At 61.4% G+C, this 13831-nt stretch carries 18 protein-coding genes; 9 read left to right on the top strand and 9 right to left on the bottom strand.

Features of this window, described 5'->3' with window-relative positions; all coding sequences use genetic code 11:
* The first annotated feature begins 56 nt into the window (after window positions 1–56).
* The 7 genes from MTX21_RS24845 (at window position 57) to MTX21_RS24875 (ending at window position 4448) form a co-directional block, all read left to right on the top strand.
* Window positions 57–689 carry a sigma-70 family RNA polymerase sigma factor gene (locus tag MTX21_RS24845; RefSeq protein ID WP_280967309.1) on the top strand — a complete coding sequence of 211 codons (633 nt, stop codon included), beginning with the start codon at window positions 57–59 and terminating at the stop codon, window positions 687–689.
* Window positions 686–1357, top strand: coding sequence for a DUF1109 domain-containing protein (locus MTX21_RS24850; protein ID WP_280967310.1), 672 nt, complete (start codon window positions 686–688; stop codon window positions 1355–1357). Before MTX21_RS24845 ends, MTX21_RS24850 begins: the two co-directional genes overlap by 4 nt.
* A 123-nt stretch (window positions 1358–1480) precedes the next feature.
* Window positions 1481–2050, top strand: coding sequence for a peroxiredoxin-like family protein (locus MTX21_RS24855; RefSeq protein WP_280967311.1), 570 nt, complete (start codon window positions 1481–1483; stop codon window positions 2048–2050).
* 71 nt (window positions 2051–2121) lie between these two features.
* A complete protein-coding gene (locus tag MTX21_RS24860; protein ID WP_280967312.1) occupies window positions 2122–3108 on the top strand; it encodes a hypothetical protein in 987 nt (328 codons plus the stop codon).
* A 21-nt stretch (window positions 3109–3129) separates the two neighbouring features.
* On the top strand, window positions 3130–3327 hold the full coding sequence (locus tag MTX21_RS24865) for a hypothetical protein (protein WP_280967313.1): 198 nt from the start codon (window positions 3130–3132) through the stop codon (window positions 3325–3327).
* 268 nt (window positions 3328–3595) lie between these two features.
* Window positions 3596–4261: a hypothetical protein gene (locus tag MTX21_RS24870; protein WP_280967314.1), complete on the top strand. Its 666-nt coding sequence runs from the start codon at window positions 3596–3598 to the stop codon at window positions 4259–4261.
* Window positions 4262–4277: 16 nt separating this feature from the next.
* Window positions 4278–4448, top strand: coding sequence for a hypothetical protein (locus MTX21_RS24875; protein ID WP_280967315.1), 171 nt, complete (start codon window positions 4278–4280; stop codon window positions 4446–4448).
* 28 nt (window positions 4449–4476) lie between these two features.
* Here MTX21_RS24875 and MTX21_RS24880 read toward each other — a convergent pair whose 3' ends face one another.
* Genes MTX21_RS24880 through MTX21_RS24890 form a run of 3 tightly spaced genes read right to left on the bottom strand, consistent with a single transcriptional unit; the run spans window position 4477 to window position 7272 of the window.
* Window positions 4477–5307: a class I SAM-dependent methyltransferase gene (locus tag MTX21_RS24880; protein WP_280967316.1), complete on the bottom strand. Its 831-nt coding sequence runs from the start codon at window positions 5305–5307 to the stop codon at window positions 4477–4479.
* On the bottom strand, window positions 5304–6869 hold the full coding sequence (locus MTX21_RS24885; protein ID WP_280967317.1) for a radical SAM protein: 1566 nt from the start codon (window positions 6867–6869) through the stop codon (window positions 5304–5306). The genes MTX21_RS24880 and MTX21_RS24885 overlap by 4 nt, the downstream gene beginning before the upstream one ends.
* 7 nt (window positions 6870–6876) lie before the next feature.
* The gene (locus MTX21_RS24890) at window positions 6877–7272 is read right to left on the bottom strand and encodes a vitamin K epoxide reductase family protein (protein WP_280971313.1); all 396 of its coding nucleotides are present in this window, start codon (window positions 7270–7272) and stop codon (window positions 6877–6879) included.
* 792 nt (window positions 7273–8064) lie between these two features.
* Here MTX21_RS24890 and MTX21_RS24895 point away from each other — a divergent pair.
* On the top strand, window positions 8065–9648 hold the full coding sequence (locus tag MTX21_RS24895) for a cytochrome c/FTR1 family iron permease (RefSeq protein ID WP_280967319.1): 1584 nt from the start codon (window positions 8065–8067) through the stop codon (window positions 9646–9648).
* Between the two features lie 74 nt (window positions 9649–9722).
* On the opposite strand, the gene MTX21_RS24900 is transcribed toward MTX21_RS24895, so the two are convergent.
* The 5 genes from MTX21_RS24900 to MTX21_RS24920 all read right to left on the bottom strand — a co-directional run bounded on the left by MTX21_RS24900 (window position 9723) and on the right by MTX21_RS24920 (window position 12920).
* Window positions 9723–9926: a VOC family protein gene (locus tag MTX21_RS24900; RefSeq protein ID WP_280967320.1), complete on the bottom strand. Its 204-nt coding sequence runs from the start codon at window positions 9924–9926 to the stop codon at window positions 9723–9725.
* 136 nt (window positions 9927–10062) lie between these two features.
* Window positions 10063–10494: a nuclear transport factor 2 family protein gene (locus MTX21_RS24905; protein WP_280967321.1), complete on the bottom strand. Its 432-nt coding sequence runs from the start codon at window positions 10492–10494 to the stop codon at window positions 10063–10065.
* A complete protein-coding gene (locus MTX21_RS24910) occupies window positions 10494–10733 on the bottom strand; it encodes a hypothetical protein (protein ID WP_280971314.1) in 240 nt (79 codons plus the stop codon). The genes MTX21_RS24905 and MTX21_RS24910 overlap by 1 nt, the downstream gene beginning before the upstream one ends.
* Window positions 10734–10855: 122 nt before the next feature.
* Window positions 10856–12163 carry an MFS transporter gene (locus MTX21_RS24915; RefSeq protein ID WP_280967323.1) on the bottom strand — a complete coding sequence of 436 codons (1308 nt, stop codon included), beginning with the start codon at window positions 12161–12163 and terminating at the stop codon, window positions 10856–10858.
* Between the two features lie 397 nt (window positions 12164–12560).
* Window positions 12561–12920: a hypothetical protein gene (locus tag MTX21_RS24920; protein WP_280967324.1), complete on the bottom strand. Its 360-nt coding sequence runs from the start codon at window positions 12918–12920 to the stop codon at window positions 12561–12563.
* A gap of 158 nt (window positions 12921–13078) precedes the next feature.
* Here MTX21_RS24920 and MTX21_RS24925 point away from each other — a divergent pair, with 158 nt between their 5' ends.
* A complete protein-coding gene (locus MTX21_RS24925; RefSeq protein ID WP_280967325.1) occupies window positions 13079–13303 on the top strand; it encodes a hypothetical protein in 225 nt (74 codons plus the stop codon).
* A gap of 86 nt (window positions 13304–13389) precedes the next feature.
* Here the strand turns inward: MTX21_RS24925 and MTX21_RS24930 are convergent, their stop codons facing one another.
* The gene (locus MTX21_RS24930; protein WP_280967326.1) at window positions 13390–13818 is read right to left on the bottom strand and encodes a CBS domain-containing protein; all 429 of its coding nucleotides are present in this window, start codon (window positions 13816–13818) and stop codon (window positions 13390–13392) included.
* Window positions 13819–13831 lie beyond the last annotated feature (13 nt).

Below are 13831 nucleotides of genomic sequence, written 5' to 3' on the forward strand. Positions count from 1 at the left end.
TTGGCGAGCTCCCGTTCCTCGTTATATGTGCCTCGAGCCCAATGGAACGCTCGGTCATGACGCACGACTCTCGCAGCCGCGGACTTTCGCTCAGGCTTGTCGGGAAGCATGAGAGCGGCGCGCACGAGACAGCGTCGGTCGCCAGAGATGTCGACTGGTCGATCCTGATGGCCTGTGCACAGGAGGGAGACCGAACCGCCTATCACCGGCTGCTGCAGGAAATCACGCCGTATTTGCGTTCTCTTGCGGCGCGGTGGCACCGTGACCCCGGCGATGTTGAAGACTCTGTTCAGGATGTCCTTCTGACCATCCATTCGATCCGAAAGACCTACGACCCGGCCCGGCCATTTGCGCCGTGGCTGGTTGCAATTGCGAACCGGCGTTTCATTGACCGGCTGCGCCGTCAGGGCCGCACCAGAGACCGTGAAATACCTTTAACCACCGAGCATGAAACCTTTTCCGAACCTCAAGCGAACCTGGAAGTGAAGCAGGACAGGCTGGAGCTTGAAGGCATGGTCAACGATCTGCCCCCTGCGCAGCAGAACGCCGTCCGGCTGCTCAAACTCAAGGAGATGTCATTGAAGGAGGCCGCGGCGCTGAGCGGCATGTCGATCAGCTCCCTCAAGGTCAACGTCCACCGTGCGCTGAAGAGCCTTCGGAAAATGCTGGTCGATCGGAGCGAACCGTGATCAAGACACCCGATCTCATTGCTTCCCTTGCGGCGAACGCCACGCCGGTACGGCGGCTGCGGCCGCCGGTCATGCGGGCGGCGTGCTGGCTCCTGCTTGCAGCGGTCGTCTTGACGCTGCTGGCCGTCAACCAGGGAATTCGCCCCGACCTGGTTCGGCGGCTGCAGGAGCCGGCCTTTGTCGTCTGCATAGCGGCCTCGCTTCTGACCGGGGTACTCGCGGCGATCGTTGCCTTCCTCGTGAGCCTCCCCGACCGGTCGCGGCTCTGGCTTCTGCTTCCGATCCCGGCGCTGATCCTGTGGCTTTCGAATATCGGCTATCAGTGCCTCACTCAATGGGTCGCTATTGGACCTGACGGCATGAGTTTTGGGGAGGCCGCGCGCTGCTTCGCTACGCTCGTGCTGACCAGCCTGCCATTGTCGCTCGCGATGCTGGTGATGCTGCGCTATGCGGCTCCGCTTCGCCCAATCGCCGCGACCTTCATGGGTAGCTTGGCGGTCGCTGCGATCACGGCAACGGCACTGTCGCTCTTCCACGTCATCGATGCGACCGCGATGGTCCTGATGTGGAACTTCGGAACCGCAGCTCTGTTCGTCGGCCTGGCAGGTCTGTTCGGTCGGACAATGTTCCGATGGGCCGCGCCTCGAACGCTATACGCACGAGACTAGGCGTTGAGGTCACTGAAAACGTTCGGTGACGGCAGGCCGCATTTCTTCCCGCGCCCAGGGCTCAGGGGATCACAGGCCTCGATGCCGAGTTCTGATAGAAGAAACTGAGAAGGAGCAAGACACATGACCGATTTCCCACACCTGTTTCCGAGGCGGGCCGTTCCACCTCTTCGAGTTGACCTCGCGAGCGGCGGCACCTTCGATCTTGCGCGCGAGAAGCCTGCGCAGTTCACGCTTCTCGTGTTCTACCGCGGCCTTCACTGCCCGATCTGCAAGACCCAGCTTAGGGACCTGGAAGCAAAGCTCGATGAGTTCGACAAGCGCGGCGTTGCGGTGGTGGCCGTATCGTCCGATACGAAAGAGCGGGCCACACAGACCATGGACGGCTGGGGATTGACGCGGCTGCGTCTCGGCTACGGCCTCGATCTGGCGGCGGCGCGGCGGTGGGGCTTGTTCATCTCGTCAGGGCGCGGCATGACCTCCGTCGGAGTCGAAGAGCCCGCGCTTTTCTCCGAGCCGGGACTCTACCTGATACGGCCGGACGGCACGCTCTACTTCGGCAGCGTCCAGACCATGCCGTTCGCGCGACCGCACTTCGCCGACATTCTCGCCGCAATCGACTATGTCCTGAAGAACAATTACCCGGCGCGCGGCGAAGTCATGGATCTGTCGGAAGCAGCCCCGGCAGCGTGACGCGACGCAACGGCACTCCGCGAAACGCACGCGATGAGCGTGATCGCGCTGGGCAAAGCTGAAAATGGGCCATGAGAATTGCTATCGCGCCATTGGTGCTGGCAATGGCGCTCCGATTGGGGGCGGCGATACCTGCTACTGCCCAGACATTTACTGAATTCACTTTACCTACTCCCGCCAGCCGTCCCTCCGCAATCACGGCAGGACCAGACGGCGCGCTGTGGTTCACCGAGGCCGCGGGGAAGATCGGGCGAATCACCTCCGATGGCACCATAACCGAGCTCCCAATCAAGGGGGGCGGCATTTTGCATTCCATTACAACGGGGCCTGACGGCGCGTTGTGGTTCACAGAGTTCACCTCCAAGAGGATCGGGCGCATTCCGACCACCGCCACGGCAGAAAACCTGCAACTAACCGAATTCGCGATCCCTGGGCCGGCCGGACCACTTGGCATAACGAGCGGGCCAGATGGTGCCCTGTGGTTCATCGAGCCGGTCGGAGGCAAAATCGGGCAGATCACGACCACCGGCGTGGTCACCGAATTCCCGATCCCCTCGGCCAAGAGCGGAGAGATCACGGCTGGACCAGACGGCGCGCTGTGGTTCACATATGCTCGTGGCAAAATCGGGCGGATTGCCACCACGGGCGCGGTCACCGAATTCACGATCCCTCCGGAGGATAGCAGCCCCGGGAGTATTACGACCGGGCCCGACGGCGCGCTGTGGTTCGCCGAACCGGTGAGTGGCAAAATCGTACGAATGACTACCGATGGCAAGATAACCGAATTCGCGCTTCCCAATCCCTATTCCCAGCCATGGGGCATCACGACGGGGCCAGACGGCGCCTTGTGGTTTACCGAATCCGCTTGCGTTCGCCAGCCGGGTCCACGCTGCGCCATCGGCAACAAAATCGGTCGGATCACGACGACCGGTTCAGTCACCGAGTTCGCGATCCCGTCGGACGGTAGCGGGCCTCACAGCATCACGAACGGGCCCGACGGCGCGCTGTGGTTCACCGAGTACTATGGAAGCAGGGTCGGACGCCTGGTGCTTCCTTGACCTACACGATTGTCGTTGGAGATGGAGAAAACACAGACGCGCCGTGGTATCGTCCAGCCAAACGCCGCGGTATTCTTCATGTGCCGACTGACATCAACAGGGATCATCGCGATGATGGAGCCCGTGGTCGGTCTGGTTGAACGTCTCCTGAAGCGAGTCATCGTCGTCGCGATCAAGGTAGACGACAACTTCCACATCAATGCCAACCCGGCTTCTTAGCCGATTTCTATCGCCGCAAAAGAGAAGTAAGCGGGTTCAGCCTCATCAAGGCGGCGAGGAGGGTGGCTACAGCGCGGCGCGGTTGGGCTGTGCGACCATGCAACCTTGAGCCCGAGGAAATGCTTGTCCCGAGACCGTCTGACCCAAAATTTATTCTCAATGGCCGTAACCTTCTCGGCAGAACTATCGAATGGCATTTTGGGGTAGCTGCACGTCTCGCTCGGCGCGAACCGTCTTGCGTCCTCATCAATCTTGGAGCAGGGATTCAATGAACCTAGCAAACTATGCAGGCCGCTCGTTCGGTGCACTACTCACGTTGGCACTGACGGTCCTTTCGGTACCTAGTCAAGCCGACGAGGCGATTCACCTGGATTTCACGGCGCACGCCTCCTTTTTCTCGGCTGAGACGCATCAGCCGAAACCGCTTGACCCGCATGTCTTCGTTGCGGACGCGTCCGCAGCCGCCGCGGTGGGACCTCAAAATATACAGCACGTGGCTGGCATCCGCCCGGCGCTGATTGACCAGGACCCAAAGACTGCCCCTCTCGTCAACGCCAAGGGTGAAGCCTTGGGATTCGATCTCGGCGACTGGCTCGCGGCCAAAGGCACCGTTACCATCACTCCGTCTACCGGTGGCAAGGTCGAGATTTCGGTTCAGTTCAGCCACTTGCAACCGGGCGGCCATTACAGCCTTTTCGAAAATCATTTCGACCAGAAGCCCGTCGGCTTCACCCCGCTCGACGACACGGGCAAGACGAACGATTTCGTGGCCGGAGCGGATGGAACCGCCAAGCTTACGGTGATGGCTCCGCAGAAGCTGACCCACGACAATGCGGTACTGCTCGTCTACCACAGCGATAAGACCGCACATGGCGAGCAGCGCGGCGAAATCGGCGTCAACGCCCATCATCAGCTCATCGCCAGGATACAGTAAGCCTACAGGGGTAGGAGTGATCGCCTCGCGCGGCCCCTTCCAGCTCATCGTTCCGGATGTGCCGAGCATCGGCGCCACCGGCGCCTATCCGGATGTGCTGTCCCCTGATTTCGTGGTGCCAAGCTCGATTCTGCTGCACGCGTTGTCGCTGCGGCAGTTGTACCGGCGAGCCAAGCCTCGTGCCTAGGCCGCGCGAGGCTTCGTTGTTGCCCGGACTATCCTCCTTTGGCAGCAATCAAGATCGCGTAGCCTAACTCGCCCGCCCCTATCGCTTCCAGCACGCGCCGCGTGAAATCCTTCACCATCGCAATATCGAACCCTGGCAGCGATAGCTTGTTCAAGCCCACCATCACTTCGGTCATGAGAAGTCGCGTGCGGATCTGGTTCACGAAGTCGATCAACGCGCCATTGTGCACTTCAGTTGCCACTACCCTTAGACCGGCTGCGGCGAGCAGGGCCCCGTATTCCGTGAGCGGCTGAGCATCGGCTATGCAGGCAATCCACGCCGCAAGGCACTGAAGTTCGGACGGCAGGGTCCCTCGGCGCGTCGGGTCGCTTAGACCGACTTGCCCACCCACGCGAAGCACGCGCGCAAATTCCGTCGCGGCAGACGCCTTGTTTGGGAACGTGCACAGCGCGCACTCGCAAACGATTGCGTCGAACGAGGCATCGGCAAAGGGCAATCGCTCGGCATCCCCGCAATAAAAGGTGACCTTGTCGCTCAAGCCTCGCTCGCTGGCGCCGCGTTTCGCCTCCTCGATATTGCGCGGACTATAGTCAAGGCCGATCACCTCGCACCCGAACCGCGTCGCAAGCGTCAACGCCGTTGTTCCCCGGCCGGCGGCAACATCCAGAACCCGCTTTCGCGGTCCCAAGCCCAGCATGCGGCCGAGCCGCTCGGTCATCTCGGTGCCGCCTGGATGCAGCGCGTCGCCCAGCAGCAGCTTCACTGCGTCGCTTTCATAGACAGTTGCGCAGCACTGCTTAATCGCCGTGGGCGAAAGTGCGCCTGGCTCGGTTGTGCGCTGGTTGTCCGCCTCGTTCATCGGACGTGCGTGCGGTCGCCGAAGTCGAATACGACGGGTCTTGGCTTGTAGGCTCGGCCTTCCCGCCTGGCGCGCCGTCGCTCTGGCTCCATGGCATTGAGCTGCCGCCGCGCCTGCTCGCGATAGCCGACCGAATTGTAGGCGCAGAACGGAATCTGCTTATCCCCCGGCAGCAGAAATTCCTTGCAGCACTTCATGAGGTTCTTTTGATTGAAGGTCCAGGGGTCCATGAAATCTTGGAGCATGATCATGATCATGCTTTTCGCGATCTCGTTGATCGCCAGCCCATCCGGAAGCGCGCACGCTTGGCACGATATCGCGACCTGCTGCAGCGATTTTTCCGAACCTGCGACAGAGGACGACGACCACAGGCCTTCCAGCGCCGTCCTGACTTCGTGGCTGAAATCCGGTACGATCCGGTTGGTGATGTAGTCGAGGTAGTCGTTGACGTTGATGATGCGCGGCAGTGGGGTGACCTTATCGCCTTCGACGAAGGCATAGGTCACCGAATTGCACGTCGGAAAGCAGCACGGCACTGGCACAAAGTCGGAGGCGACGAATTTGCCGCCCGTTTGGATCTCGATCTGCCGAATGATATCGGGAATCGTCATCCGGCTCATCGGGTCGTGGTTCATATGCCGGCCTGCGTGAAATGCCGGCTGAAAGGTGATGCCGCGGATGGTCGGATGTTCGATCGCAAATTCGACGATTCGGCCGATTTCACGCTCGTTGACGCCGCGCTCGATGGCGGGGACGATGGTCACGTCCAAGCCGATCTGCGCGAGCCGGTCCAGGGCGAGAAGCTTTTCCTCCAGGAGGTCCGGCTCGCCGCGAATGATCCGATAGGTATCCCGCTCAAAGCCGTCGAACTGGAAGTAGAGCGCGGGCCTCACCTCGTTGAGCTGTTCGAGGAATCGATCGTCGCGGGCGATGCGCTTTCCGTTGGTGTTGATCATAACGAAGCGGATATTGCGGGCGTATGCGGCGCGGACGAAATCGATGATCTGCGGGTGCATCGTCGGCTCGCCGCCGGAAAACTGCACCACCTCGGGCTGACCTTCCGTCCGCACGTAATCGTCGAGCATCTGCTCGACTTCTTCCACGGTGAGGCTGAAGCCGGGCGCTGCATCGGCAAAGCAAAGGGGACAGTCCATGTCGCATGCACTATTGACCTCTATGATGCCGAGGCAGGCGTGCTGCTCGTGGTCAGGACAAAGGCCGCAATCATGCGGGCAGCCATGTTCGACAGCCGCTCCGTGGGCCAGCGGGATCGTGCCCGGCTTGTTGTAGCGCGCGAACGAGATGTAGGCATCGGCATCGCCGTACACGAGCGACATGAACGGCCCGCACTGCGGGCAACGCTTGCTCATATAGACTTTGTTGTCGCGCAGAAGAATCTTGGCATCGATAACCCGCCGGCAGGCAGGGCAGATACTTCGCGTCAATTCATGGAATACATAGTCTGAATCGCCACGATGACCGTTGGCAATCTCGCTTGCGCCGGCGTCCCGACCAACGTCAATGGCCTGCTTGGCACCTAAGTCAAGAATGCGCTCGTTCATTCGGCTATCACCCTAATTTCCATACCGACCACAGCAGCACCGGCGATAAGAACGCAGTCGTCAGGCAATAGAAGCAATAACCTCCAAAAATCATCATATCGCGCACACCGAGAATGTTTGCGAGCGTTGCCGCGGTCGAAAGCACCAGCAACACGATCCAGGCCCAGCGACCCAACGGCGCGAGCAATAACGCGACGATCACGATGTAAAGGGCGGCGCCGATATAGCCGTCGGGAATGCCAAACGGTCGCGCGAACGGAGCATTGGCGACCCCTTCGCAGCCCTCGCCGAAAAAGGGACAAATGAGGCGACCGACGAGCCGGCTCTGATATAGCCCGACGTAGAGCATGGCTGCAGCACTCGCTAGTGCGACAGCAAATGCAATATAACGATACACGCTCATTCGTCTGGCCAAATCCCTCGTGGCTTCAAATGCCGCAGTAGGCTGGGCTCGATGATTTATCATCAACCGCCTGCCGCGCCGCGCCTGCACAAAATGATAGCCGTTGTGGAGGTTCGGCTGGGCTCTGAGAAAGGTTACCAGCACTCAGAAATTTTATTGCGTAGAACCCTTTGCAGCTCGTTTTTGAGAGCGGCTGATGTCCCAGCATGGTCACCGCCCGCCGGGACCTCGATGCTGTTCACTTCGAGGCAGGCGACACAGCACTTCTCGGGTCGCGTGCATGCGGCTTGCGCCTGGCGCAGTTGGCAGCGAGCGGGTCAGCGGCCCGGCGGACAGGCCTCAAAAGAAGTTGACCTGGAGCCGAATTAGAACGCCTCAAATTGCACCGACCCGAAACCGGCGGTACGACCATCGTCGGGCCCAACTTTCAATTGGCATCCCGTGAAGCTGCTATCCTTACCATCTCGTCTTGTAGTGCTCGCCATGCTGCTGGCTCTGGCTTTCTTTGGCGCAGCGAGGGCCGAGACAAGCGATGTCGAGACCACATGGCGACTATTGGATTACATCGCGGTGGATTACGCCGGCGCCGTGTCGCACGGTACGGTTACGAGTCCTTCCGAATATGCCGAGCAGAACGAGTTCGCGGCGACCATCGCTGCGAAGCTCGCTGCGCTCCCGCCCAAGCCGGAGCGGCAAGCGCTTGCGACTGAAGCTGCCCGCCTGCAGCGTGCCATCGCCGACAAGACTGACGCCGAGCAAGTCGCAACTATAGCGCATGGCCTGGCGGCGGCGTTGCTCGCGGCCTACCCGGTGCCGCTGGCGCCGAATAAGGTTCCGGACTTCGCACGCGGCGCGACGTTGTTCGCTCAGAACTGCGCCACCTGCCATGGCGAGGCCGGCGACGGCCATGGACCAGATGCCGTCAAGCTTGATACGCCGCCCATCGCGTTCACGGATGCCGAGCGCGCTCGCCAGCGCAGCGTGTTCGCACTCTACCAGGTGATCACCCAAGGTCTCGACGGAACGGCGATGTCGAGCTTCGACAGCCTACCGACCGATGATCGTTGGGCTTTGGCGTTCTACGCTGGTCATTTCGCCTTTCCCGATCCAGCAGCGGCCGAAGGCGAACGGCTGTGGAGGCAGAACGCCTCGCTTCACCGGCTCGTTCCCGATCTGAAGACGCTCGCCGGCACAACACCCGCAGCGCTCGCGAGCAAGATCGGACAGGACAAGGCCGACGCTCTCATGGCTTATTTGCGTCGCCATCCCGACGCGGTCCTGCTGCAGCAGGGCGGATCCCTGTCACTGGTGCGCGGTCGCCTGACCGAGAGCCTTGCCGCCTATCGTGCAGGGGACCGCCTGCATGCCGGCGAGCTGGCTTTGTCTGCCTATCTCGATGGATTCGAGCCGATCGAACCGGCGCTGGGCGCGCGCGATCGTACGCTCATGGAGCGGATCGAGGGCGCGATGGGCGACTATCGCGCCGCCATCCAGAGCGGAGAGAATGCCGACGCGCTCGCCGATCGCGTGCAGGTCCTCGACGATCTTTTTGACGACGCCGAGGCGTCGCTCTCCCCCGATGCGGCAAGCGGCCTCTCAACGTTTATCGGGGCGGCGACGATCCTGCTGCGCGAGGGGCTGGAAGCGCTGCTGATCGTCGTTGCGATGATCGCTTTCCTGCGCAAGGCCGAGCGGATGGAGGTCATGCCCTACGTCCACGCGGGTTGGGTGGGCGCCCTCGTCGCCGGCCTCCTGACCTGGATCGTCGCGACCTGGGTGATCGGAATCAGCGGCGCGAGCCGAGAGCTGACGGAGGGGTTCGGGTCGGTCTTCGCCGCCGTCGTCCTGCTCTCGGTCGGCATCTGGATGCATGGCAAGGCACAAGCCGACCAATGGCAACGCTACATTCGCGAAAGGATGGCGAATGCCTTGTCCGGAAGTTCGGCCTGGTTGCTGTTTGGGCTCGCTTTCATCGTCGTCTACCGAGAGGTGTTCGAGACGATCCTGTTCTACGCGGCGCTGTGGGCCCAGGGAAACGGCAGCATGATACTCGCCGGAGCACTGAGCGCGTGTGCAGCACTTGGGGGCATCGCGTGGGCGATGCTGCGCTATAGCAGTCGGCTGCCGATCGGTAAGTTCTTCACCTACAGTTCGTGGCTCATGGCGGTTCTGACGGTCGTGCTGGCCGGCAAGGGCATCGCAGCTCTGCAAGAGGCCGGCATCGTCAGCATCGCCCCGCTACGCTCGGTGCCGCGTATCTCGTTGGTTGGTCTGTTCCCAACTGCGCAAACTGTTGCGGCCCAGGTGCTGATGATCGCGGCTCTGGCCATAGGGTTCGCTCTCAATCGTCGAAAGATCGCATGGAAGGATGGATAAGGCCTAGGTCGAGATTTATGAGCGGCGGCTTGCCGAGTTGCCCCGTGATTAGACGTGGATGATTCTGACTCGGCTCAGCGACGAGGCCGCCAAGCGGCGGTCCACCTCAGTAGCAGGCCGCAGCCGGCGCCGCCCGGCGGCCGCACGACCACCCAGCGCTTGCCGCCACCGAGCGGTGTGTCTTCGCAGAGCTCGAAATTCAAAGCGCGTGTGAAGAAGGTGATCGCTTCGTCATAGTCCGCGACCACAAGACTGACGAGGGACAGACGCTGATTCATTGCCGAACCGAGAGGATGAGACAAGCTTGCAACGGCAAGATCAGGTTACATCGGCCCAATTGTTGTCGGACTCCAAACGAGAGGCGAGCCTGTGTCGATATTCGCGCGGTGCGACCTTTCCACGCAAGAGTCGCCGCTAACCGATGCCGTGCTGCTTCAAAAGCGCCTGCTCATCGCCTGACACCCAGCCGAAGACCTTCGGGGTCCCATTCAATTTTTGAACGAAGTAGTGAGTATCGAAATCTATCGGCATGTCCGGCTGACCTTTGCGGGTGTAGATCGCCGTCCAGGCGACGTGGGCCACGCAATGAGATTCGTCGATTGGGGAAAGGCGGATATTGCGTATCCGCACATCCTTCGTCCCGATCGCCCGATAGTGGGCATACCCCTGCGCCATGACCTGCCTGAATTGGTCGTCGTTCCTTCCGGTCCTGACCCCAGCAGGCGCGGCGCCAATAAACTCGGACGCATATAGCGAGGCGACCTCATCCATATCCACGTCGCCATCGAGGGCTTGATTGAAAAGGCGCTGATATCGCTCGAATAGTTTCCTGACGTCGGCTTCCATTATTTGCTCTCCAAGTGCTGGGATCCGATGATCTTGCGCCATCCGTCGACGAGCGCTTCGGACTCACCTGCGACCAACTCCCCGGCATCCTGGAGAGCGCGCTTGTCATCATCGGTGAAGCCCACCACAGCCTGCAGCCGCATGAATTCCTCCAGCGTCACCGGCGAGCGTTGGACCTTGCCATAGTCATATCCGGAATGTGGGAGACCGGCATCTCTTGCTCCCTCGCCGCCCCACATGTCCCGTAATCGTCGCAGCGATCGTGCGTTCCTATTTCTCCCGTCGTTCAGTCCTGCGCTGGACTGCCAGGATCGCCTCCGCGAACGCCACGGGTGCTTGTCTCGGCGCGAAGCCAAGCGAGTCAACGCTCCGACGCTGGAGCCGACCTGGCATTGGCTTGCATGGGCCCGCGCGTATAGCCCTCCGGGATCACGATCGAGGGATCGGCCGGATCCAGCGCATCATGCGTGACCACCGTGCCCACAAGTGCGGTTGTGGCAAGATCGAACTCGGTCTTGCGCGGGGAGGTAAGCGAGGCCTGGACACGTGTGCGGTAGAATACGTAGGCCGCAAGCAGCGCCTGGGCTATCGCGGTAAACAGGAATAGCGCGCGCGGTCCTGCCGCCGACATGAAGGTGGCGGCAATGAGAGGCCCGACCACCGAACCGAGGCCGTTGGTAAGCAGGATTGTAGCAGCGATCGCTACGACGTCACTCGCTGGGGTCTTGTCGTAGGCGTGGGCCGCGGCAAGCGAATAGCCGGGCAGCGCGAGCGCCCCGAAGAGAATGCCAAATAGCAGCAGCGTCGCTCCCGATGCGGCGATCAGCCATGAGGCGACGCCCGCGGCGGCAGCTCCTATCAAGAGAACAAGCAGAACCCAGCGACGATCGACGCGGTCGGATAGACGGCCGACCGGGAGCTGGACGATCGCGCCGGCCAGCACCGCGGTACTCATGAACAGCGCCACCTGATCGATGCTGAGGCCGCTGCCGGCGGCCGACAGCGGCGCAAGGCCCCAGAATGCACCATTAGCGGCTCCAATCATGAAACTTGCGACCAGCGCAACCGGCGCCGCGCGATATAGCTGCCCGACGCGAAAGCTGACGATGGTAACCGGTGCTGGTTGCGCGGCGCGGGTCAGTGCCACCGGAACAATGGCCAACGAGGACAGTATGGCGGCCACCATGAAGTTCCCGGCTTCGGCGACCGGATAAAGCGTCACCAAACTCTGACCAAGTGTGATGGCGCCATAATTGACCATCACATAAGCCGACAGTACGAGTCCGCGCGTCTCGTTCGAGGCCCGATCGTTGAGCCAGCTCTCGACCACCAGATAGAGACCGGCGAGGCAGAGGCCAGTTACGCCGCGCAGCACGATCCAGGCCGCGACCACCGGCGCGAGCGCGTAGGCAAGCGCCACGGCAGCCGCCACCGCGACCATTGCTGTAAAGGCGCGAATGTGTCCTGCGCGCAGGATCAGATAAGGCGCGAGCAGGCAGCCGCTGACGAAGCCGACATAATAGGCTGAACTGATGACGCCGAGCGCAAGATCGTCAAAACCTTCCGCGCTGCCCCGCAGCGGCAGCAAAGTGAATTGCAGGCCGCTGCCTGCCAGCAGGAACGCGAGCCCCAGGAGCAACGACACGATCGGGCGCAAGGTCTTCGGCATCCGGATCGCCCCAGCAGTCATCGAGTCCAGATTCATCGAATCCACAATCTCTTGGCAAGACACGATAAAGAGCTGCGTACCAATTCAGAGGTGTGTCCGGCGAGATCGTTCTCGGAACCTTCGCCTCGAAGGCAAAAGATCGCGCGTTCGAAACGTGATGCCTGCACACGATCGATGGCCTACGAACTGGAAGGAAACAAACAGCGGCTACGATTGACGTCGCCCGGGACGGTTGCGCCATGTCAGAGGGCTTCGCAGAATAGCGAAGCAGTAGTACCCATCCTCATCGGCCGTGGCACGCCACGGCCGATGAGTGATTGTCCTGTCTCACCGCGGTGCGGTGTCTCGATGCGCGGTCTTGAGACGCGATTGCGCGCCTCGGAGGCGGCCCGCGAGGTCACCGGGACTGGTAGTCGGGGCTCTTCATGTGTTTCCTGGTACCGCTTACGCCGACAGATCGCTTCGAAGGACGCTCACGCATCTCGGCACGAGCGTTGTTCGGATTGTTCGCGTTGCCCATAGCATTGGCGGAGCCCGCTGCAGCATTGGCGGAGCCCGCTGCGTTGGGGGAACCTGCAGCGCCACCCGGCCCTATGAGGCCCGACTTTCCGGCGGGCGTCTGCGTATTTTTGTTGAGGGCATCACGATCCGGATACATTGCGCAGTCTACGCATTGCGCGGACGCGAAGGATGTCAGGGAAATCGACATCAAAACCGACATCAAAGATGTGGCGACCAGGGTCTTGTAGTTCATCATTGGATCTTCCCTTGGTTTTGTCGTTGCCCAGCTAAGCCGGGATTCTCGCCGATCGCTCGGCAGAGTCTGCTACCCGAGAAACAGTTCGGCGTGCTTTGGTTCGCCGCCTCACGAACAGGGCTGATGTGCGCGCGCGTCAGGGCGATCGCCCGACGCTCTTGACCGGCGATACGGTGCTGAGAATGCTCCGCAACGAGCATCCGCACACCGTCCTGGGCCCGTCGATGGAAATGAAACTCAGAGCGGAACTGACAGCGGAAGAAGCGGCTGAAGCTGTGGACCAGGATCACGTCGAGCGGTGGCCGCCTGACCCTGCCGCCAAGGTCGTCTATGACCTCAATCCCAGCAGCGTACGTCGTCGGGCCAGCCATGAATCAGCATGAGAGGCCCGCCCGCGCCGACGGGCCATTACGACGTCCCGCTGCTGCGAGCGCAGACATCAGGCTCCCTCTGCCCCGGCGATCGATCGCTAGAACTGCGTATGCTCGCCGCCAGGCTCGGATATCTGGGCAAGAGCCACACCGGCGCTCCCGTTCGCCTTGCGTGCGACATCGCCGAGTGCAATCACACCAACGAGGCGTTTGTCGCTGTTAAGGACCGGCAGCCGGCGAACCTGAAGATCCCCCATGGATTGACAGGCCGCTTCGACGTCTTCGTCTTCAAAGCAATACATCACGTCCGCGGTCATAGCCTCGGCGACCGGTGTCTCGGGCCCTCGCCCTTTGCCAATCGCGCGAATAGCGATGTCCCGGTCGGTGATCATTCCGACGAGCCGGTCATCGGCGCCAACCGGCAGAAAGCCGACGCCAAGGGCGGACATGAGCTCTGCGGCGGATTGAATCGTGTCCTGGGGATTGACGACTTTTGGTTCGGTGGTCATTGCCTCGCGAACAAGCATCTGGGTGCTCCTA

It is taken from the genome of Bradyrhizobium sp. ISRA430 (assembly GCF_029909975.1).
Taxonomy (GTDB): Bacteria; Pseudomonadota; Alphaproteobacteria; order Rhizobiales; family Xanthobacteraceae; genus Bradyrhizobium.